18 protein-coding genes are annotated in these 21,699 nt (G+C 61.0%); 4 read left to right on the top strand and 14 right to left on the bottom strand.

All coding sequences use genetic code 11. The annotated features are described in order from the left end of the window. Positions 1-122: 122 nt before the first annotated feature. The 10 genes from IE038_RS05505 to IE038_RS05460 all read right to left on the bottom strand — a co-directional run bounded on the left by IE038_RS05505 (position 123) and on the right by IE038_RS05460 (position 11,941). The gene (locus IE038_RS05505) at positions 123-1,262 is read right to left on the bottom strand and encodes a lactonase family protein (protein ID WP_189395282.1); all 1,140 of its coding nucleotides are present in this window, start codon (positions 1,260-1,262) and stop codon (positions 123-125) included. Next, complete coding sequence (locus IE038_RS05500) at positions 1,228-1,518, bottom strand: DUF5629 family protein (RefSeq protein ID WP_163936484.1); 291 nt, start codon at positions 1,516-1,518, stop codon at positions 1,228-1,230. Before IE038_RS05500 ends, IE038_RS05505 begins: the two co-directional genes overlap by 35 nt. 148 nt (positions 1,519-1,666) lie before the next feature. Beyond that, entirely contained in the window at positions 1,667-4,042 is a 2,376-nt protein-coding gene (locus IE038_RS05495) for an efflux RND transporter permease subunit (RefSeq protein ID WP_163939279.1), read from the bottom strand. A gap of 20 nt (positions 4,043-4,062) precedes the next feature. Further along, positions 4,063-5,127 (bottom strand): WD40/YVTN/BNR-like repeat-containing protein, encoded by a 1,065-nt coding sequence (locus IE038_RS05490; protein WP_407682222.1) that lies wholly within the window; start codon positions 5,125-5,127, stop codon positions 4,063-4,065. A 305-nt stretch (positions 5,128-5,432) separates the two neighbouring features. Then, complete coding sequence (pepN, locus tag IE038_RS05485) at positions 5,433-8,090, bottom strand: aminopeptidase N (RefSeq protein ID WP_163939273.1); 2,658 nt, start codon at positions 8,088-8,090, stop codon at positions 5,433-5,435. Positions 8,091-8,102: 12 nt separating this feature from the next. Next, positions 8,103-8,933: a DUF2797 domain-containing protein gene (locus tag IE038_RS05480; RefSeq protein ID WP_189395281.1), complete on the bottom strand. Its 831-nt coding sequence runs from the start codon at positions 8,931-8,933 to the stop codon at positions 8,103-8,105. Then, the gene (locus tag IE038_RS05475) at positions 8,930-9,190 is read right to left on the bottom strand and encodes a YeaC family protein (protein ID WP_065758578.1); all 261 of its coding nucleotides are present in this window, start codon (positions 9,188-9,190) and stop codon (positions 8,930-8,932) included. Before IE038_RS05475 ends, IE038_RS05480 begins: the two co-directional genes overlap by 4 nt. Before the next feature lie 14 nt (positions 9,191-9,204). After that, complete coding sequence (locus tag IE038_RS05470) at positions 9,205-10,074, bottom strand: rhomboid family intramembrane serine protease (protein ID WP_163939275.1); 870 nt, start codon at positions 10,072-10,074, stop codon at positions 9,205-9,207. Between the two features lie 5 nt (positions 10,075-10,079). Beyond that, entirely contained in the window at positions 10,080-11,054 is a 975-nt protein-coding gene (locus IE038_RS05465) for a metallophosphoesterase (protein WP_189395347.1), read from the bottom strand. Then, positions 11,051-11,941, bottom strand: a complete 891-nt coding sequence (locus tag IE038_RS05460) for an NAD(+) kinase (protein ID WP_102053349.1) — start codon at positions 11,939-11,941, stop codon at positions 11,051-11,053. The genes IE038_RS05465 and IE038_RS05460 overlap by 4 nt, the downstream gene beginning before the upstream one ends. Before the next feature lie 135 nt (positions 11,942-12,076). Between IE038_RS05460 and IE038_RS05455 the strand changes: the two genes are divergently transcribed. After that, positions 12,077-13,021: a DUF1853 family protein gene (locus IE038_RS05455; protein WP_163939271.1), complete on the top strand. Its 945-nt coding sequence runs from the start codon at positions 12,077-12,079 to the stop codon at positions 13,019-13,021. An 18-nt stretch (positions 13,022-13,039) separates the two neighbouring features. On the opposite strand, the gene IE038_RS05450 is transcribed toward IE038_RS05455, so the two are convergent. Continuing rightward, positions 13,040-14,326 (bottom strand): arsenic transporter, encoded by a 1,287-nt coding sequence (locus IE038_RS05450; RefSeq protein WP_189395280.1) that lies wholly within the window; start codon positions 14,324-14,326, stop codon positions 13,040-13,042. A 176-nt stretch (positions 14,327-14,502) separates the two neighbouring features. Between IE038_RS05450 and IE038_RS05445 the strand changes: the two genes are divergently transcribed. Next, a complete protein-coding gene (locus IE038_RS05445; RefSeq protein WP_163939269.1) occupies positions 14,503-15,051 on the top strand; it encodes a cytochrome b in 549 nt (182 codons plus the stop codon). On the opposite strand, the gene IE038_RS05440 is transcribed toward IE038_RS05445, so the two are convergent. Together IE038_RS05440 and IE038_RS05435 are read right to left on the bottom strand one after the other, a co-directional pair. Further along, a complete protein-coding gene (locus IE038_RS05440; RefSeq protein WP_189395279.1) occupies positions 15,048-15,944 on the bottom strand; it encodes a 1-aminocyclopropane-1-carboxylate deaminase/D-cysteine desulfhydrase in 897 nt (298 codons plus the stop codon). The two genes, IE038_RS05445 and IE038_RS05440, sit on opposite strands and share 4 nt — an antisense overlap. Before the next feature lie 64 nt (positions 15,945-16,008). Next, positions 16,009-18,045, bottom strand: a complete 2,037-nt coding sequence (locus tag IE038_RS05435; RefSeq protein ID WP_189395278.1) for an NADPH-dependent 2,4-dienoyl-CoA reductase — start codon at positions 18,043-18,045, stop codon at positions 16,009-16,011. Between the two features lie 192 nt (positions 18,046-18,237). Between IE038_RS05435 and IE038_RS05430 the strand changes: the two genes are divergently transcribed. Both IE038_RS05430 and IE038_RS05425 read left to right on the top strand, forming a co-directional pair. Next, positions 18,238-19,356 (top strand): nitrilase-related carbon-nitrogen hydrolase, encoded by a 1,119-nt coding sequence (locus IE038_RS05430; protein ID WP_163939267.1) that lies wholly within the window; start codon positions 18,238-18,240, stop codon positions 19,354-19,356. A gap of 4 nt (positions 19,357-19,360) precedes the next feature. Continuing rightward, complete coding sequence (locus tag IE038_RS05425; protein WP_163939265.1) at positions 19,361-20,401, top strand: AraC family transcriptional regulator; 1,041 nt, start codon at positions 19,361-19,363, stop codon at positions 20,399-20,401. 212 nt (positions 20,402-20,613) lie between these two features. Here the strand turns inward: IE038_RS05425 and IE038_RS05420 are convergent, their stop codons facing one another. Continuing rightward, positions 20,614-21,513 carry a DUF2242 domain-containing protein gene (locus tag IE038_RS05420; RefSeq protein WP_189395277.1) on the bottom strand — a complete coding sequence of 300 codons (900 nt, stop codon included), beginning with the start codon at positions 21,511-21,513 and terminating at the stop codon, positions 20,614-20,616. Positions 21,514-21,699: the final 186 nt, after the last annotated feature.

Genomic DNA, 21,699 nt, shown 5'->3' with positions numbered 1-21,699 from the left:
CGGCGTGCGCTGCCCTTGTGGGAGCGGGCTTGCCCGCGATGGGGGGGTGGCGTATCAGCAGGTGCGCGGCGCCTGTATTGCAGGCAAGACCTGCTTCCATAAGGAGCGCACGGCTCAATTCATCAATTGACGAACTTCAGGTCCGAAGGTGCATCCTGGGCAAGCTTCTGCACGGTCTTGCCCAGCAGGCCGGTATGCCGATCACGCTGGATAACCACGATCTCGTTGCTCTTCTGGTTGGCGACCAGCACATAGTCACCACTCGGGTCGAGCGTGAACTCGCGAGGATGATCACCCTCCACGGAACGCCGTTGCAGGGGCGTCAGCGTTCCCTTGACCGGGTCGATTGCGAACACCCGCAATTCGTTGGCGGTACCGCGGTTGCTCACGTACAGGAAACGCCCGTCCGGCGAGAGGTGCAAGGCACCTGCCGCTTTGCTCGCCGGATCCTGCGTATCGCTCAAGGGTAGCCGTTGACGCTCGACAAGGCTGCCATCCCGGGCGTCGAACACCACCACTTCGGCGCTCATCTCCAGGGTCAGGTACGCCTGTCTGCCGTTGGCTGCGAATACCAGATGGCGAGGCCCACTACCCGGCGGCAGGCTGACCGATGCCGGGCTGGCCGGGCTCAAGGGGTGCTCGAGGTCAGTACGGTCGTAGCGGTAGACAAACACCTTGTCGGCACCCAGGTCGCAGGCGAACACATAGCGCCCATCCGGCGACAGTACCGCGGCATGCACATGAGAACCGGCCTGACGCTCAGGATTGACGTAGCTGGGCGGGTGGCGCTCTTGTTGCACCACCGGCAACAAACGCCCGTCAGCCGCCACAGGCAGCACCGACAGGCTACCGCCCGGTGTCGGCTGAACCGCATAGTTCGCGACGAACAGGTAATGGCCATCGTCGCTGAGGCTGGCGTGGGTCGGTTCGTCGCCCAGGCTGTCGATGCGATTGAGCGGGCTTAAGACACCACTGCCGGGGCTAATCGCAAAGCTGCTGACCTGCCCGCGCCCGGCGCCGTTCTCATTGACCGCGAACAGCAAGCGACGGTCACCGGACACAACCAGCCACGATGGGTTGACGCTCGACACCACCTGCAGCGGCACTGGCGCGATGTGCCCACGCTGGCTGTCAAAACGGTAGCGATAGATCCCTTCGCTACGGCCCTCGGTGTAGCTGCCGACCAGCAGTTCGTGCCCCTGTGCTGTGGCAGTCATGGCAATGGCACTATTGATCAATAGAGACATCAGTAGACGTTTCATCGTCGTCCTCTTCCGAGGCGCGCAAGGCACTCATGCACACCAGACGGTGCTCGACGCCGTCGGCCGCGATCAACCAGTCGCCGCCCTCCGCGCGGGCCGCATTGACCTGCTCGATGCTGAACTGCCAGCGCTTGAGAGCACGGCCATCCATGCATTCAACCCGCAGGCCGGTCTCATCGAAGGTGAAATCAAAAGCATGCAGGCCGTCGATCAGCAGCATGTCGCTGGCTTGCAAAGCGTGGGAAAGGGTCGTCATGAGCGCGGCATCATCTTGCGGAAAAGCACAATGATACTCCAATGCAAACGACATCGCCGGCAACGCCAGCCCCCGAAGGAGCCGGGATTGCCGGCAACGCCAGCCCCCGAAGGAGCCGGGATTGCCGGCGATGCGCTCAACCGGGCGATCAATGGGCGAAAATCGACCCACCCTCCTTGCCCGCCAGTTTCTCCGGCTTGATCAGGAAACGTGCCAGTGCCGGCAACAACCACAACGCACCGAACATGTTCCAAAGCAACATGAAGGTCAGCATCAAGCCCATGTCGGCCTGGAACTTGATCGCCGAGAAGATCCAGGTCGCGACGCCGATGGCCAGGCACAAGCCGGTGAACAACACCGCCTTGCCGGTGGACTTGAGGGTTTGATAGTAGGCTTCTTGCAGCGGCAACCCGGCGCGCAAGAAGCTCTCCAGGCGGCTGTAGATGTAAATGCCATAGTCCACCCCGATACCCACACCCAGCGCCACCACGGGCAGGGTTGCCACCTTCACCCCGATACCCATGAAGGCCATCAGCGCATTGCCCAACACCGAGGTCAGTACCAGCGGCAGGACAATGCACAAGGTCGCGGCAAAGGAGCGGAAGGTGATCATGCACATCACGGCCACACAGATGTACACCAGGATCAGGATGGTCAGCTCGGCCGACTTGATCACGTCATTGGTCGCGGCCTCGATCCCGGCATTGCCCGCCGCCAGCAGGAACTCCAGGCCGTCCTTGTTGTGTTCCGCAGCGAAGGCCTTGGCTGCCGTGACCACACGCTCCAGGGTTTCAGCCTTGTGGTCGTTGAGGAACACCAGCACCGGTGCCAGCGAACAGTCGCTGTTGTAGAGACCGTCGGCACGGGAGATCGAACTGTTCAGCACATCCGGGTTACGCGACAGGGTTTCCCATTTCAGGTTGCCCTCGTTCATGCCCTTGATGACCTGTTTGGACACGGTCACCAGCGAGATCGCCGACTGCACGCCCGGGGTGTTTTCCATCGTCCACATCAGCTCGTCGATCGGCGCCATGGTCGAATAGACCGAACAGCCTTCGGACGGTGTCTTGACCATGATCACCAGCACATCGGAGCTGGTCGAGTAATTGCTGATGATGAAGCGGTTGTCCAGGTTGTAGCGTGAGTCGGGGCGCAGTTCAGGTGCGCCTTGGTCGAGGTCACCGATCTTCAGGTTCTGGCTGTACCAGAGACCACCACCGAAAGCGAACAGGGCCAGCACCACTGACACAGGCGCTACCTTGGCGCTGGCGAAGCCGGACAGCAGCCGCCAGAACGGGTGCTCACGCGTGGCATCGCGCTTGCTGCGCTCGATAGCCTTCTTGCTGATGCCAACGTAGGAAATCGCCACCGGCAGCAGGATCAGGTTGGTAAAGACGATGACTGCAACACCGATGGAAGCACCAATGGCCAACTCGCGGATCACCCCGATATCGATGATCAGCAGGGTGATGAAACCCACCGCGTCGGCCAGGATGGCGATCATCCCCGGCAAGAACAGTTGGCGGAAGGTTCGTCGCGCCGCGATCAGGGCGTTGTCGGCATCGCTGGACTGCAAGGCGATACCGTTGATCTTCTGCACCCCATGGGAAATGCCGATGGCGAAGATCAGAAACGGCACCAGCATCGAGTATGGGTCCAGGCCGAACCCCACCGCGTGCATCAGGCCCAGTTGCCAGACCACCGCCACCAAGGTGGTGATCAATACGGCGATGGTGCTGCGGATACACCAGGTAAACCAGTACAGCAGCACCCAGGTAATGAGCAGGGCGACACCGAAGAACATCGCCACCATCATCAGGCCATCGATCAGGTCACCCACTTTCTTGGCGAAACCGACGATATGGATTTTGACATTGGGGTTCTGCGCCTGGAACTTGTCGCGGATCTTCTCTTCCAGCTGATGGGAGAACTGCTGGTAATCCAGCTTGATCTGTTTACCCTGGTCCTGTGGGTCGGGGTAAGACTCCAGCAGCGGTACATCGACAATGCTGGATTTGAAGTTGTTGGCCACCAGGCGGCCGATCTGCCCAGACTTGAGCACGTTGCTGCGCAGTTCATCCAGGCTGTCGGCGGAGCCATCGTAGGTCTTCGGAATGACCTCGCCACCGGCAAAGCCCTCTTCGGTCACCTCGGTCCAGCGAATGTTCGGGCTCCACAATGACTTGAGCGCAGAACGGTCGACACCGGGAATGTAGAACACCTCATCATGGATCTGCCGCAGGGTTTCCATGTACTGCTTGTCGAAGATATCGCCATCGACTGCTTCCACCGAGATCCGCACCGTATTGCCAAGGTTGGCCAGGTCGTTACGGTGTTCGAGCATTTTCTCGATGAACGGATGCTCAAGCGGGATCATCTTCTCGAAGCTGGTCGAGGGGCGGATCAAGGTGGCCTGCCAGAACAGGAACAGGCTGACGACCAGGCAGATGAAGATGACCGCGGGGCGATTGTTGAAAATCAGGCGCTCAAGCACTGACGCCTTGTCCTTGTGGTGCTGGTTCATGCCAAACGATTCACGACTGGTCATGGTTGTACCCCCTCGGCGCCAGAGGATGCAGCGATATGCACGCCACCCTGGCCGACCAGAATCAGCTTGCCATCCGTGAGTGCGCTGGCAGCCGCCAGCGCGATACGATCGGTCCGGTTATAGACACTGAAGCGTGCACCATCGTCAGTGCTGCGCAGAACGCTGCCGCCATTACCGACCAGTACCAGGCTGCCATCATCCAGCAGCGTCGCGCTGGACAAGCCAAACTCAAGCTGACCGCGTTCGGCCTGCAGGGGGATGGTTTGCCAGGTGTCGCCAAAGTCGGTAGAGCGAAACAGATTGCCGCGCAAACCATAAGCCAGCAGCGTGCGCGGTTGCGCCGTACCGACCACACCGAACAACGACCCTTGATAGGGGCTTTCCACCCGGTTCCAGGTTTGCCCAGCGTCGGCTGAACGGAACATCACGCCCTGCTCACCGACGATAAACAGGCCTGCATCTTTCACCGCCGCGATACCATTGAGGTGCAGTTGATCTTCGTTGTCCAGGCGGTCACTGACCTCCTGCCAGGCTGCGCCACCATCAACGGTTTCAAGCAAGGCCCCGTAAGCCCCAACGGCAAAACCGTGCTGCGGGTCCTGGAACCACACATCCAGCAGAGGCGCTTCACGCTTGAGGTCTTCGAATTGCTTGCTCCAGGTCGCACCGCCGTCACTGCTGGCGAGGATCTGCGCATCATGCCCCACCGCCCAGCCATGGCTGGCATCGACAAAGTAAACCGCCGTGAGCATCTGCCGGGTAGGTACCCGTGCCTGGGTCCAGGTCTGCCCCTGGTCATCGGAAAAGAGGATGTGGCCACGGTCACCGACCGCTACCAGCCGCGCGCCGGCCTTGGTGACATCGAGCAGCAGACTGTGGGCAGCCTTGTCGGAATCAATGGCGTAGACCGTTGCAGAAGCTGCTGGCGCCTGCGCCGCCTCGATAGCATTGGCAAACATGCCCAGGGCCAACGCCAGAAGGCTGCTGCCAACCAGCACCGTCGCGCCCCTGCGCCCTTGCCCTGCACCATACCCGGTGCGCGCCATGACGGGCTCACCCATAGATCTCTCCCCCGATTTAATTGTTATTTGGGTCAAATCTATTTGCGGGCACTGCCAAAAACCCTGTTCCAGAGCCCCGCAATAGCTGAGAACCATCCTATCGGGGTTTAGAAAGGGCTGACAACGAACAAGACGTTATCTTTTGTTAAGCGCGGGAACGGAGAGGACGAGTGCGTGGCGCCTGCATCGTTGGCAAGCCAACGCTCACAGGGCCTTGTGTAGCCCTGTGGGAGCCGACTTGCCGGCGACGGCATCAGCGAACGCTGACGCTGACGCTGACGCCTGCAAGCGTGTGAAAACAACCGTCAAGCGAGGCTTTTGCTGACCACCTCATAGACATCACTGGACAGCGCACCAGACGCGAGAATGCGCTCCAGCTCACCCTTCATCAGCGCCTGACGCGCAGCGTCGTACTTGCGCCAGCGGGTCAGCGGTGCCAGTTGCCGCGAGGCGATCTGTGGATTCAGCGCATTGAGCTCAATCACCAGGTCCGCCAGGAAGCGATAGCCAGAACCGTCTGCCGCATGGAAGTTAACCAGGTTCTGCCCGGCAAAAGCGCCAATCAGGGCACGCACCTTGTTCGGATTCTTCATGGTGAAGGCCGGATGCTGCATCAATGCTTTAACCCGTGCCAAACCGCCCGGCAAGGTACTCGCAGCCTGGACACTGAACCACTGGTCCATCACCAACGGATTGTCCTTGAAGTGTTCGGCGAAGGTCTCCAGCGCCTTGGCCCGTTCGGCCTCGAACGACGAGTTGACCAGCACGGCCAGCGCGGTCAGGCGCTCGGTCATGTTGTCACACGCGTCGAACTGCTCCAGGGTCGCTTCCAGTACCTGTGGTTTGCCACTGAGCATCAGGTACGAGAGCACGATGTTCTGCAGGCTGCGACGGGCAAAATGCTCGGCTTCGGCAACATACGCGGTGTTGCGCGACACCGCGCGATTGGCCTGGTAACGGGCCCACAATGCGTCGAACAACTGCTCGGACAATTGTTTGCGGGCGAACTCGCGGGCCGTATGGATCGCGTCGACATCCGCCACTTCACTGATTTCAGTGAGGTAGGCCTCACTCGGCAACGAAAGCATTTCAGCGACCATCGCCTGATCCAGTTGATCATTGCTCAGGACGCTGCCCAGTGCCGTGACCAGACGCGGGTCCAGCACCAGCTCCGCGCCCCGCTTGTACTGCTCGATCAGTTCTTGCAGGACCTGCACCGACAGTTGCTGGCCTGCTTCCCAACGGTTGAAGCCGTCGCTGTCATGCTGCATCAGGAACATCAGTTGGTCGCGGTCATACGGGAAGCTCAGCTTGACCGGTGCACTGAAGCCGCGCAGCAGTGAAGGCAGTGGCTTGGCCGCAACATCGACAAAGGTGAAGGTTTGTTCAGCCTCGGTCACCGACAGCACGCGGCTGGTGCCTTCGGCGGCCGCCTCACCGAGCAGACGCAGTGGCACGTCGTTGCCCTGCGCATCGAGCAGGCCCAGTTCTACCGGGATGACGAAAGGCTGCTTTTCCTGTTTGTCCGGAGTTTGTGGATAACTCTGCCGGAAGGTCAGGCTGTAGGTCTGCGCGGCGCTGTCATAGGCATCGCTGACCGCCAGGCGTGGCGTCCCGGCCTGGCTGTACCAGCGCTTGAACTGGCTCAGGTCGACACCGTTGGCATCTTCCATGGCCTTGATGAAGTCATCGCAGGTTACCGCCTGGCCATCATGGCGCTCGAAGTACAGGTCACTGCCCTTGCGGAAGCCTTCAGCCCCCAACAGGGTGCGCACCATCCGCACCACTTCCGACCCCTTCTCATACACGGTCAGGGTGTAGAAGTTGGAAATCTCGATGAAGCTGTCCGGGCGTACGGCATGGGCCATTGGACCGGCATCTTCGGCAAACTGGTGGGTACGCAGGTAGGCCACGTCTTCGATACGCTTGACCGTCCGCGAGTTCATGTCGGCCGAGAACTCGGCATCGCGGAACACGGTAAAGCCTTCCTTGAGCGACAGCTGGAACCAGTCGCGGCAGGTCACGCGGTTACCCGACCAGTTGTGGAAGTATTCGTGGGCAACCACCGCCTCGACACGCTGGTGCGCAGCGTCGGTAGCGGTTTCGGCGCGAGCCAGCACGCAGCTGGAGTTGAAGATGTTCAGACCCTTGTTTTCCATGGCGCCCATGTTGAAGTCGTTGACCGCAACAATCATGAAGATGTCCAGGTCGTACTCACGCCCATAGACCTCTTCGTCCCAGCGCATGGACTTCTTCAGGCTGGTCATGGCGTGCTGGCACTTGTCGATGTTTTCCGGCTCGACATAAATGCGCAGGGTCACGTCACGCCCCGACTGGCGGGTGAAGGTATCTTCGACACACCACAGGTCGCCCGCTACCAGCGCAAACAGGTAGGCCGGCTTCATGAACGGGTCTTCCCAGGTCGCCCAATGCCGGCCGTCTTCGCCAGGCCCGGTGCCGACCGGATTACCGTTGGACAACAGCACCGGGTAACGATGCTGCTCGGCAATCACCGTGGTGGTGAATTTACTCATCACATCCGGACGGTCGAGGTAATAGGTGATCTTGCGAAAGCCCTCGGCTTCGCACTGGGTGCAGAACATGCCACTCGATTTGTACAGGCCTTCCAGCGCAGTGTTGCTTTCCGGATGGATCTTGACCGTGGTGTCGAGGGTGAAGCGGGCGGCCGTTGGTTGCAGGCTCAGGTGGCTATCGCTCAGCTCATACTCGGTAGCGCTCAGTTCGCGGTCGTCGAGCTGTACCGACAGCAGTTCCAGTTGCTGGCCATCCAGCGCCAACGGTGGCAAGCCAGCCCCGCGCGCCGGGTTGCGGCGCATGACCAACTGCGCGTGGACCAGTGTGTGGTCCTCGAACAACTCGAAGGTCAGGTGGGTCTCGTCGATCAGGTACTCGGGGGCCTGATAGTCCTTGAGGTAAATCACTTGCGGCTGTTCGGTACGCATGTGGCGATCCTTTTACTGATGCACGGCGAGTTGATAGGCCGTGTACTTGCGAATATTGATCACGCCGGTGTCGAAGATCAGGTACTGGCCCTTGATGCCCAGCAGCGTGCCTTCAGCCACCGGATTCTTGTCCAGGTTGAAGCTGACGATCTTGCTCGGGTAGGCCTCGACCGGATAGCGAATGTCGACGGGCTGAGCGTCTGACAACGGCTGGATGGCCTGCAGACCAAAGCGTGCGTGCAACGCCTGGAGACCTTCGTCGCACTGTTCGAACAGTTGATCGCGCACGGCAACCAGGTCCACTGCCTCGGCATCGCCCTTGAGCAACGCACGCCAGTTGGTGCGGTCCGGTACATGGGCACGGAACAGGTCCTCGACCAGCCCCGACTGTTGCCGGGTGGCCACACGCATGATCGGCAGTGCCTGGCTGGCCCCCTGATCGAGCCAGCGGGTCGGCAACTGGCTGGCACGGGTAATACCGACCTTGAGCCCGGACGAGTTGGCCAGGTAGACGATATGGTCCGTCATGCAGAACTGTTCGCCCCACGCCGGCTCACGGCAGGTGCCCTGGTCGTAGTGACACTTCTCCGGGGCCATGATGCAGACATCGCACTGGGCCAGCTTGCTCATGCAGGGGTAACAGTAACCCTGGCTGAAGCTGGTCTTGGTCTTGCGCCCACAATGGATGCAGTGGATTGCCCCCAGGTACTCAAGACGCACGGTAGTGCCCAGCAAGGGATTGACCGGTACTTCACTGTCGCCAAGACGAAACGCGTATTGAACCAAAGGCGATTCGAGGCGCGCCGACATTTTGCTGATGGATCCGCGACCGAGCTCGATCAATGGAGCGCATCCGACTTGAACAGAATGTTAGGCACCGGTGCCGACTTCGACGCGCACTCCTGCGGGCCCATGTAGCCCGTACGCTGTTCTTCCGGCAGGTTCTGCATTTCCCAGGCGATGACCGCCTGCAACGACAGCTCCTTCTGCTCGGCAGTGAGCTTGCGCCCGTCGGACCATTTACCGATTTCTACGGCGAGTTTCAGGCTCTCGTAGATTTCCGGGGTGATGTTTTCGATCATTTGCGAAAAAGTGGACATAGCGTCTCCAAAAATCAAGTCGTCAGTTTACGCCGGGCCAGCGCCCCGCCCAAGAGCCCGCTCAGGCAACCGACCAACAACCCACCGACATGGGCGGCGTTGGCGATCTGGCCGAAGCCGAGCAAGCTGATCAGGCCGGACAAGCACAGCAGCAGCCAGATCAGCATCATGACCAACACCCCACGCGGCATGCGATACATCGGATTGGGGGCAAGCCACTGATACAACCAGATGTAACCCAACAGGCCGTAAAGCACCCCGGACAATCCACCAAACAGGCTCGGACCACCGAACTGGTACTGTGCAGCGTTGGACACCACGCCAAACAGCAGCGTCAGGCCAAGCATCGCCCACGCGCCCTGGCGCCATTCGATACGGCGGCCCAGCTCCCAGAACCACATGCCGTTCATGGCCAGGTGCAACACGCCGAAATGCACCAGCATGGGTGTCGCCAGGCGCCACCACTGCCCCTTGGCCAGGCTCTCGGCCAGCGGTGTGAAGTAGAGGTAGTCGCCATGCACGGTGAAATCGAGAAAGGTCAGCCAACTCAAGGTCGACAGGTTGTCACCCAGGCCCGTCAGGCCTGCCACCACCAGGCACAGCAGCAAGATCGCCGCGGTGGCCTTGCTTGCGCGAAGTTGCTCGACGACACCGGGCCGTATTGACTCAGTGTTTGGCAGTGGCTCGGCGGCAAACTCGGCATTGCCTTCCGGGAAACGCTGATACAGCGCCAGCACTTCGCCGGCCAGCGGCTCACTGACCCATAAGACCTGCTCGCCGCCCTCCTCACTGACCCGGTGCGGTACCTGCAGGCGCCTCAGCAAGCCGATAAAACCACTCAGGTCGATGCTCAACGGCAGGCGCAGCACCTCGACCACATTCACCACGCTCATACGTTGGCCTCCGGCCGCTCGACATCGACCCAGACGAACTTGTGCGGATCGAGCCGGGTTTCATTGTCCAGCCGATAAGCCACCAACTTGCCGTAAAGCACCGCACTGTAGTCAAGGCAAGCCAGGTTAGGCCGAATCGGTGCGGGCTTGCCACTGCGCCAGTAATGCCCGACAAAGAGCATCGGCTCATCCTCACCGTAGCGCAGCAGATTACTTTTTTGCGTGTGGGTCAGCGGCGTGCTGGCAACCTGTTCAGGCAAGGCATCGGGCTGGAAAACGATGTCGCCGTAGGTCTGCGGGTCTTCTTCCCAGAACTTGGTACGGAAGAACGCTCGGGTCAGGCCGTCGCCACCGGTCAGGGTCAAGCCGCCCGGCAGACGCATGTCGGTACCCCGCAACAGGCGATTGCATACGACAGAGGCAAAGCTGTCGGACACAGCCGACGCCTGGACGAAATGCTCGTCGATGCAACCGTTCGGACGTTCCAGCCGCAACGGCTCGATCAGGTTGGCGTCCCAACAGGCGTGAACCAAGCGAAAACGCCCGGCATCAAGGAACAACGGCAGCTCATAGAACCAACCGAGAAAATCGTGCCAATCAGCAGGATGATGAGCGAACTGGGTCAGTGTCGCGTCAATCAAGTGGGCATGACGCGGCGTGTGTTCACGCACATAGGTCTTGCCACTGCCCGGCAAGGCTGGAGTGCTCCAGCCCAGCGCACTGAACTCGTGGTTACCCATGATGCAACGGGCCTGGCCGGCCTCGACCATGTCATGCACAAGGTGCAGCGCCTCGCGGATCCGTGGCCCACGGTCAATAATGTCGCCCAGAAACAGCGCCTGACGCTGCGCATGCCTCCAGACTCCCCCCAGGCGTCTGTAGCCAAGGGTTTCAAGCAGGTGTTCAAGGGTTTGGGCGCACCCATGTACATCACCGATCAGATCGTAACTGCGCGCGGGATCGAGCATCAGTCGCCTCCACCGCCCAAACGGCTGCCCCAGCCGAGTTTTGTTCTGCACACCTCGTAGTAATTGTGGTCCAGCGGATGAATCAAGCGCAGCTTTTGCGGCTTTTTGTTCACCGTGATGGTGTCACCCGGGGCACAGGTAAAGTGGTTCTGACCGTCACAGGAAACCTGCGGGTAAATTTGCAGGTCCTTGGACACGACGATCTTCAGTTCGCTGTTGCCGTCGACTACGATCGGTCGCCCGGACAGGGTGTGCGGGTACATCGGCACGATGACGATAGCGTCGAGTTTGGGGTGCATGATCGGCCCACCCGCCGACAGCGCATAGGCGGTCGAGCCGGTCGGGGTGGCGACGATCAGACCGTCGGCCTTCTGGCTGCAGACGAACTGGCCGTCAATGTAGATCTCGAACTCGATCATCCGCGTCGACTTGCCCGGATGCAGCACCACGTCGTTCAGCGCATCACCCTGGCCAATGGCCTCGCCATGCCGGCGTACTTCGGCCTGAAGCAGGAAGCGGTTTTCCACCAGGTAATGGCCATCGAGTACTTCAGCGACCTTCACCTCAAGCTCGTCGGGGCGAATATCGGTGAGAAAGCCAAGGCTGCCACGGTTGATCCCCAATACCGGGATATTGTGCCGGGCCAAGGCTCGGGCGGCACCCAACAGGCTGCCGTCGCCCCCTACCACGATGACCATGTCGCAGACTTCGCCGAGCAACTTGCGCGACGAGGTTTGCAGGCCATGGCCTGGCAGTACTTCGGCGATGGTGTCCTCAAGGATGACGTGCAGATGCCGCGCCAGCAGGAATTTTTTCAGTCGGCGAATGGTATCGAGCACCTGGGAACTGCCAAGGCGGCCGATGATACCGATATTGCGAAATTGCTCCATGGGGCTCCTGCAAGGCTCTGCGGCGGGTGAAATGGCCAGTGGGCGAAAGACTCCGATTATGGGCGAAAGCGCTATGCAGCGGCAAACGCTGGCGTTTTTTCGCAATCCATCGGGCATCGGGGCTATGCTCGCAGAATGAACCCTTTTCCTGACCTGACCGACCTGCCCCGCCAACTGCGCCAAGCGCAGGTCCGTGATCTGGCCTGGGTAATCCTGGCCCCGCCGATGCTCAGCGCGACGCCCTGGCCTCAGCGCCACCCGCTGCGAGGCAGCGACTGGGTAGGGCAACCGGAACACCTGCGCCAATGGCTGTACGACCTGGATCAGGACAGCGGCCCCCTGCTGCATTGGCTGGCGCAGGCCGCCAACCGACGACTGGGCCTGTACTACGAACGCCTCTGGCAGTTTGCACTGCACCATGCTCCCGGGATCGAGTTACTGGCCGCCAACCTGCCGATCCGTGATGGAGGGCACACACTGGGCGAACTCGACATCCTCCTGCGTGACCACGAAGGCGTGCATCACCTTGAGCTGGCCATCAAGCTCTACCTGGGCCCCCAGGCGGGAGGCGGCAGCGATCCGGCGCTATGGCTGGGCCCCGGCTGTCATGACCGCCTCGACCTCAAACTGGCCCACCTGGCACAGCACCAACTCCCCATCTCGGCCCGCGCCGAAAGCCGCGAAGCCCTGGCAGCCCTGGATATCGAACAGTTCAGCGCGCACTTGTGGCTGGGCGGCTACCTGCTCTATCCCTGGCCGGGCCATACCGCATCGCCCCGTGGGGCGAATCCCCAGCACCTCAAAGGCCGCTGGCTACATCAACGGGACTGGCCGGCTTTTTTTGCGCAGAGCCCGGCCGGTCGCTGGCAACACCTGCCGCGCCACGCCTGGCTGGCACCAGCACGCTACCCGGCTGAACAGACGTGGACAACCGAGCACCTGCAGGCTTGGCTAGACGCCCTCGACCCACTGGCCCCGGCACAACTGATGGTAAGGCTGGTGGAAACCGGGTCCGGCGACTGGGAGGAGGCCGAACGCGTTTTCCTGGTGGCCGATGCCTGGCCGAATCTGCCCGGCTGACAGACGCCCTTCGCGCCCCTAGACAACCGTCAAGCGCAGCGCCAGCGCCATCAGGGTCAGCAGCAACACCGGCACGGTAAGGACAATGCCGACCTTGAAGTAATACCCCCAACCAATGTGTACGCCCTTGCGCTCAAGCACATGCAGCCAGAGCAGGGTCGCCAGGCTGCCGATCGGGGTGATTTTCGGCCCCAGGTCGCTGCCAATGACGTTGGCATAGACCATCGCTTCCTTGACCACACCCGTGGCCTGGCTGGCGTCGATGGACAAGGCGCCGATCAAGACGGTCGGCAAATTGTTCATGATCGACGACAAGACAGCGCTGAGCAGCCCTGTGCCCAGTGCCGCCCCCCATACACCGGAGCGGGCGAACGTATCGAGCAAGGTGGCCAACTGCCCGGTCAACCCCGCATTGCGCAAGCCATACACCACCAGGTACATACCCAGCGAGAAGATCACGATATGCCATGGGGCTTCCTTGAGCACCTTGCGCGTGGAAATAGCGTGACCACGGGCAGCGACCAGCAGCAAGACAGCCGCACACACCGCCGAGATCGCACTGATTGGAATGCCGAGCGGTTCCAGGGCAAAGCACCCCAATAACAAGATCAGCAACACCAGCCAACCGGCCACGAAGGTGGCCGGATCCTGAACCGCACTGCGCGGCTGATCCAGTTGCAGCGGGTTGTAGTCGCGCGGAATGTCACGGCGAAAGAACCACATCAGGATACCCAGCGTTGCCGCCACACTCACCAGGTTCACTGGCAGCATGACGGCAGCATATCGGTTGAAACCAATGCCGAAAAAATCCGCCGAAACGATGTTCACCAGGTTCGACACCACCAATGGCAAGCTGGCGGTGTCTGCAACAAAGCCTGCAGCCATGACGAATGCCAGGGTCGCCGCTGGCGAAAAACGCAAGGCCAGCAACATGGCAACGACGATAGGCGTCAGGATCAGCGCCGCGCCGTCGTTGGCAAACAGTGCCGACACCAGCGCCCCCAGCAACACAATGTAAGCGAACAGCCGCCGCCCGCTGCCACGCCCCCACCGCGCCACATGCAAGGCCGCCCAGGCGAAGAAGCCCGCTGCGTCGAGGAGCAGGCTGATGATGATCAATGCGATGAAGGTACCGGTAGCGTTCCAGATGATCTGCCAGACCACGGGAATGTCGCTCCACTGCACCACACCACTGAACAGCGCCAACAAGGCCCCGAAGGTCGCGCTCCAACCGACACCGAGCCCCTTGGGTTGCCAGATCACCAAGGTGATAGTCAGCAGAAATATCAATGACGCCATCAGCATGAGACAACAGCCTTGCACAAGGTAGAGGGGAAAAGTCGATAGAGTTTAACGAGCGTTCGTTTGCTCGCTAACGAAATTTTGCTGCAATTTCCCCTATGATCTGTGAAACAAACAATTACAGTTAATGTTCGGCGCCAACAAGAGCGCGAAATACGACCTGATAACGAGGAGCTCATATGACGCTAACCAACACCCGGGACCGCTACGGCAGCCTGTCGATTGCCCTTCACTGGCTGATGCTGATACTGCTGGCAGCGGTGTATGCCTGTATCGAGCTACGGGGCATCTTCCCCAAGGACAGCGCCGAGCGCGCCCTGATGAAAGACCTGCACTTCATGCTTGGCCTGAGCGTATTCGTGTTGGTCTGGCTGCGCCTGTTGCTGCGTGTCATCAGCCCGACACCCCGTATCGAACCCAACCCACCCGCCTGGCAGCGCGGCCTGGCGACACTGATGCATTGGGCGCTGTACGCCATGATGATCGGTCTGCCTGTGGCGGGCTGGCTGATTCTCAGCGCCAACGACAAACCGATCCCGTTCTACGGTATCAACCTGCCAGCCTTGGTTGCGCCAGACCCAGACCTGGGCAAGCAGATCAAGGGCTGGCATGAGTTGATCGCCTCACTGGGCTACTGGCTGATCGGCCTGCACGCCCTGGCAGGGCTATATCACCATTACGTCAGCCGCGACAACACATTGCGTCGCATGCTGCCTAAAGCCGACTAAACCAGCCCACGGCGGCCTTGCAGGCCGCCGGTGTGCAGGAAAATCAGCCGCGTGCCCGGCGCGAAGGCGCCCTGCTCCACCTGCTCGTACAGGGCGAGCAGGGCTTTTCCGGTGTACAGCGGTTCCAGAGGAATGCCCGACTCTGCCTCGGAGGCCTCAATAAACGCCAACAGCGCGGCATCGACCTTGGCAAAGCCTCCGCGACTAGCCTCATGCAGCACGTAACCTGCGCGGCCTGCACCCAGCAAGCTATCGACCTGCTCGGCAACACCATGGTCGCCAGGCACCGCCAAAGCGCCCTGCACCCAGTGAGCGCCTGTTTCAGCCGCCACCAGTCCGGCCAATGTGGTACCGGTCCCTACCGCCAACCACCAGCCATCGTAATCAGGCCACCCCAGCGCCGAGAGCTGACAACGGGCCTGCTCCACGATCCGTGCACACCCTTTGACGCCCTGCGCCCCGCCGCCACCTTCAGGCACACAATGCCAGCCAGGGTAGCGAGCGAGCCAAGGCACCCAGAAGCCCGGTTCATGCCGCGCCCGATAGCCGCCATAACCTAACCAGTGCAGCTCCATTCCAAAGCTGTGCAGGTCTCGGACCGTGGGCGTGTCCTGTGGATGGCCACGCAGCAAACCGACCGTACGAAAGCCAAAACGAAGACCCGCGGCCGCAAGCGCATGAAGGTGATTGGAATGCGCCCCCCCCAGGCTGATGATGCCGGGAGCTGCCGCGGCACGTGCCTCACGTACGTGCTCCAGCAGTTTGAACCACTTGTTGCCACTGATCAGCGGGTCGATGAGGTCAAGGCGCAGGACGGCCACCTCGACACCCGCACGGCTCAACCAGGGCAGTGACAGCGGCTGAAGTGGGGCCAGGGGGAGTGACTCGAACATTGGAGCAGCAGACTCGGTACTGGGCGGGAGGCGCAGTCTAGCGCACCCCGCCGTACCGGCTACATCAGAGTTCGGCCGCCAGCCGCGAGCCCTGATTGATTGCGCGTTTGGCATCCAGCTCCGCCGCGACATCGGCCCCCCCGATCAAGTGCACCGACTGGCCGGCAGCCTGCAAGCCGTCATACAGCTCACGCAGTGGCTCCTGACCGGCACAGATAACCACATTGTCGACCGGCAGAAGCTGCGGCTCGCCTTCGCCAATACGGACATGCAGCCCTTCATCATCGATGTTCAGGTACTCGACGCTGTTGAGCATCTGCACCTGCTTGTTTTTCAAACCGGCGCGATGAATCCAGCCAGTGGTCTTGCCCAGCCCATCCCCCACCTTGGATTTCTTGCGCTGCAACAGGAATACCTGACGGGCCGGCGCATGCGGTTGCGGATGCACCCCGGCAACGCCGCCACGGGCCTGCAGGGTGGTATCAATGCCCCACTCCTTCCAGAACGCCTCACGGTCCTGGCTGGTCGCCACGCCTTGGTGAACCAGGTATTCGGACACATCAAAGCCGATGCCACCGGCACCGATGACCGCCACACGCTGGCCTACTGGCTTACGGGCCAGCAAGACGTCCAGATAGCTCAACACCTTGGCATGCTCGATACCGGGAATTGCCGGCAAACGCGGCGCAATGCCGGTCGCCAGAATGACCTCATCGTAGCCGCCGTCGAGCAACTGTTCGACACTCATGCGGCGGTTGAGGCATACCTCGACACCGGTGGTCTGCAGCTTGCGCTTGAAGTAGCGCAGGGTTTCATAAAACTCTTCCTTGCCCGGCACACGCTTGGCAACGTTGAACTGCCCGCCAATCTCACTGGCTGAATCGAACAGGGTGACCTGATGCCCACGCTCAGCGGCCACCGTAGCGGCTGCAAGGCCGGCAGGGCCTGCCCCGACCACCGCAATTTTCTTCAACTGACGGGTCGGCAGGTAGTTGAGCTCGGTTTCATGGCACGCACGCGGGTTGACCAGGCAACTGGTCAGCTTGCCGCCAAAGGTGTGATCCAGGCATGCCTGGTTGCAGCCAATACAGGTATTGATCTCGTCAGCACGCCCCGCCGCAGCCTTGTTGACGAACTCCGGGTCAGCCAGGAACGGACGCGCCATCGAAACCATGTCGGCGTCGCCCTCGGCGAGGATCTGCTCAGCGACCTCAGGCGTATTGATGCGGTTGGTCGTAATCAGCGGGATCGTCACCGAACCACGCAACTTGGCGGTGACCTTACTGAAGGCGGCACGCGGCACCTTGGTCGCAATAGTCGGAATACGCGCTTCGTGCCAACCGATACCGGTGTTGATCAGCGTGGCTCCGGCCAACTCAATGGCCTTGGCCAACTGCACGATCTCCTCCCAGTTACTGCCGCCCTCGATCAGGTCAAGCATCGACAGGCGGAAGATAATGATGAAATTCGGCCCGACCGCCTCACGCACCCGGCGCACGATCTCCACCGCCAGGCGCATGCGGTTCTCGTAACTGCCACCCCAGCGGTCCGTGCGGTGGTTGGTATGGGCCGCCAGGAACTGGTTGATGAAGTAACCTTCCGAGCCCATGATCTCGACGCCATCGTAATCGGCGCTCTGTGCCAGCACGGCACAGTTCACGAAATCCCGAATCTGCTTCTCGATACCCTCCTCGTCCAGCGCCTTGGGCTTGAACGGGTTGATCGGCGCCTGAATGGCACTGGGTGCAACCTGCTTGGGGCTGTAGGCATACCGCCCGGCATGGAGAATCTGCAGACAAATCTTGCCACCTGCCTCATGCACCGCCTGAGTCACGATACGGTGCTTCTGCGCCTCCTCCGGGGTGCTCAGTTTGGCTGCACCGGCATACACCCCCCCCTCTTCGTTGGGACCAATACCGCCGGTCACCATCAACCCCACCCCACCCCGGGCGCGCTCGGCAAAATAAGCCGCCATACGCTCGAAACCACCTGGCCGCTCTTCAAGGCCGGTGTGCATCGATCCCATCAAGGTACGGTTACGCAACGTGGTGAACCCCAGGTCTAGCGGAGCCAACAGATGCGGGTATTGGGCAGCGGCCATAACGTACTCCACGGCAAGCGTTAATCACGGAATGCGGGCGTCTCGACCGTTGGCGGAGCCCGTCAGTTATCTGAATCCGACATTAAAGAGCTGCGCCCAGTCGCTCAATGACCGAAAGTGACAACTTATTGATCCAACCGCGCAGCACGACTACCCTAGGGGCTCAACTCCTCTGCCGGCCTTGCCCGCCCCATGCAAAAACTCCTGCTCGGCGCACTTGCCCTCGTTGTCATCACCATGCTGTGCGGCTATGGGCTGTGGACGGAGCAACGTCCTGTAGGCCATTACCTGTCAGACCTGCGTATCGAGCTGACGCTGAATCAGGGCGTGCCCGCCAACCAGGGCAACTTGCTGGGCATCGAGCCAGAACTTTTCCCCGGCGACTATCAAAGCCTGCAGCGCTTGCACCTGAAACTGGCGGCGTACCTGCAACACGCACGTGAGCTGGGCCTGATCAACGCCAAGACGGTTGTCATCCTGCCCGAACACATCGGCACCTGGCTTTGGGCGCGCGGCGAAAAGAACGAAATGTACCAGGCCACACGCCTTGACCAGGCCCGACAATGGCTGGAGTTGAGCAACCCGTTCCACTACGGTCTGGCGATGCTTCGCGCCACGGGAGATGACCGCCGTTCCGACGCTCACCTGCGCATGAAAGCGAGTCAGATGGCAGCCGACTATCAAGCAGTGTTCGGTGGCCTGGCACGCGAGTTCGACGTCACGCTAGTGGCAGGCTCCATTGTCCTGCCCGAGCCCTATATCAAGGACGGCAGGCTTCGAGTGGGCTCAGGCCCCCTGTACAACAGCAGTGTGGTGTTCGCCAACGACGGCTCGGTGCTAGGCCAGCCCTTGCGCCAACAACACCCGGACAATGCCGTACGCCGCTTCATTCATGAGGGCGATCAACCCTTGCAGGTGCTGGAGACGCCAGCTGGGCGCCTGGGTGTACTGGTGGGCAGCGACAGCTGGTACCCGGACAACTACCGCCAGCTCGAGCATCAGGCAGTACACCTGATTGCCAACCCGGCGTTCATTGGTGCCAAGAATGGCTGGAACGCCCCCTGGCGCGGCAACCGCCATCAACCGCTGGCGACACAACTGCCGCTTAAGCCCGGAGAGGTGAGTGAAGGCGAAGCCTGGCAACGCCTGATACTTGCCAGCAAAGGCAGTGAACAGGCCAGCATGAGTGTGTTCCTGCAAGGTCGGTTCTGGGAAATCAGCGCAAACGGCGAGGGCTTTGCCAGCCGTAATGGCCAAAACTTCAGCGTCAGCGCCAAACCTGGCGCGCGGCTGCTCAACCTTTGGCTGTAAGACAATGCCTAGTCCACGGGTACGCCTGGGAGATCTATCGGTAGGGTTTATCCAGAGCCTGGAGGAAACCTTGCGATACCTCGGTCACGACCCGGCGCCGCTGCTAGCACACTACGGCCTGGAGCCGGCGCGCCTGGCCGAGCCGGGTGCCCGGCTATCGATACCGCGCTACATGCACCTGGGCCATGCCGCTATCACCCTCACCGGCAACCCGGCCCTGGGCCTGCACATGGGCCGCCTGAGCCGTATGAGCCAGGCAGGCCTGGCCGGGGTCACCGCCGCCCAGGCACCCACCGTAGGCGAAGCTGCTCGCACCCTGCTGCGCTTTGAACCCCTGTATGCCGCCAACTACCGGGGGCAGTCGACGTTTCATGAAGACCCCCAAGGGGCTTGGCTGCGCTTCTATTCGATCAGCCCATACAACGCCTACAACCGCTTCGTGGTCGACTCACTCCTGGCGGGCTGGTTGACGCAACTGTCGAGTGTGGCAGGCATGCCCCTGCAGGCCGAACGCATCGATATAGAGTTTGAGGCACCCGCCTATGCCGAACAGTATCAAGGACTGAGCCTGACGCCTGTCCATTTTGCGGCCCAGACCAACCAGTTACGCCTGAGCCGCAGCCAGCTCGAACTGCGCAACCGCACTCATTGCCCTAGCACCTGGCAGCACCTTCTGCAGTTATGCGAACGTGAACTGGAACAGCGCACCCGTATTCGCAGCCTCAGCGAACGTATCGTGCAACTGCTGGGGCCGCTACTCAGCGGTGGGCATGAACCGGATCTGGAAGAAGTCGCCAGCCGCCTGCAGCTTCCGACCTGGACGCTACGACGTAAACTGGCTGAGGAAGGCACGCAATTCCGGAGCATTCTCAACGACACGCGACGCGACCTGGCGATGGCCTACATCCGTGATACGGAGTTAGCCTTCGGCGAGATCGCCTACCTGTTGGGATTTGCTTCGGCAGAGGCCTTCCAGCGCGCCTTCAAGCGTTGGAGCGGGGTCACCCCGGGAGATTTCCGCCGCAGTCAACGGCGCACGGCCTAGAGCTCTGTAGCGTCATCTGCCGGTTCAGGCAGATCGAGTTCGTAGGCGTTGTAGTCGAGAAGCTCTTCTTGATAGTCGTCCATTGCCTGCTCCATTTCTCTCATTCATGTCATTGATTCGTCATTCACCTTAAAGTGCCGGGGTGAAGGAAAAATGACAAGACCACCGTTTGAAATAAACGTAGCAGACGCTGGACGATTTATCTGCGCCCTTTACGGGGCTGGTTGTTCCGCGCTGACCGTGGGGTTCGCCACGGGTGCTGGCTCACTGCGTACAGGCGTGAGCGGAGCAGCAGGTACTTCCTGAACCGTGATCGGCGCCGCGTCGACCGGAGGCGCCACAGGCTTCGAGCCGGCACTGTCATTGGCCACTGGCGGAGCGGGCGGCGCAACGGGTGGTGGCACCAGGGGCGCCGGCTCTGGCGCGCTGGCTGGCGCTGCCGGGGTTGGGGTCGGGGTCGGGGTTGGGGTTGGGGTTGGAGCCAGATTGCTTTCCGGTACGCCCAGCTCAACCGCTGGCACAGCCACAGGAGCGTGCTCAGGCGCCTTCTCAGGCTCAGTCGCTTTCTTCTGCGGCTTCTTCTGCTCTTTGGGCAGGAAGCTCTCAACCAACGCGAAGTAGCGCTCATAGAACTTGGCCGACGTAACGGTCTCGCTGGCCACCTTGACCATGGAGTCGTCAGTGGAGCCAATGGGCATCGACACCGAGCCAAGCACCCCAACCCCAAGACTGGCCGAGGTATTGGACTTTTTCAGCGCATAGCGGTCTTGCAGGGCGTTGGCGAACATGGTCGAGCGCTTGGCACTGCTATTGTCAGCCGCACAGACCACATTGAAACTGATCTGCATGTGGGTATCGCCGGTCTGCTGGAAACTCTTGTTCCCCGTGAGCTGACCCGCACCGCTGGAGGTGATGATGTAGCCCTGGCTGAGCAAGGCGCGTCGTGCGGCCTCACAGGAACTGGCCTCGCTCACTGGAAAGCTGCGTGAGAAGGTGCCCGAATCGTCGAAATTCTCATGCTCGTAGATGGCGGCTTTTTTTGAGGAGCAGCCGGAAACACCCGCCAGCACTAGGGCCAGCCCGAGCGCACCGAAGACGGTTGACTTTGACATTGCAAATCCTGGGGGAGAACGTTCGGCGCCTATTGTGCAACACAACGGCGAATCACTGAAGTGTCGAGGCAAGATTGGGCAGTAAATTGCCCGGAAGCGCCCAGACCTCGAGGCAGCGACCAAATCGAGTAGGAGGCGAGTTCACACCCGCCGTCCTCTCACACCACCGTGCGTACGGTTCCGTAC

Origin of the sequence: Pseudomonas laurentiana (assembly GCF_014648275.1) — a bacterium.
Lineage (GTDB): Bacteria > Pseudomonadota > Gammaproteobacteria > Pseudomonadales > Pseudomonadaceae > Aquipseudomonas > Aquipseudomonas laurentiana.
Note: the sequence above shows the minus strand (reverse complement) of the source record. Positions and strands in the feature narration are given on the sequence as shown.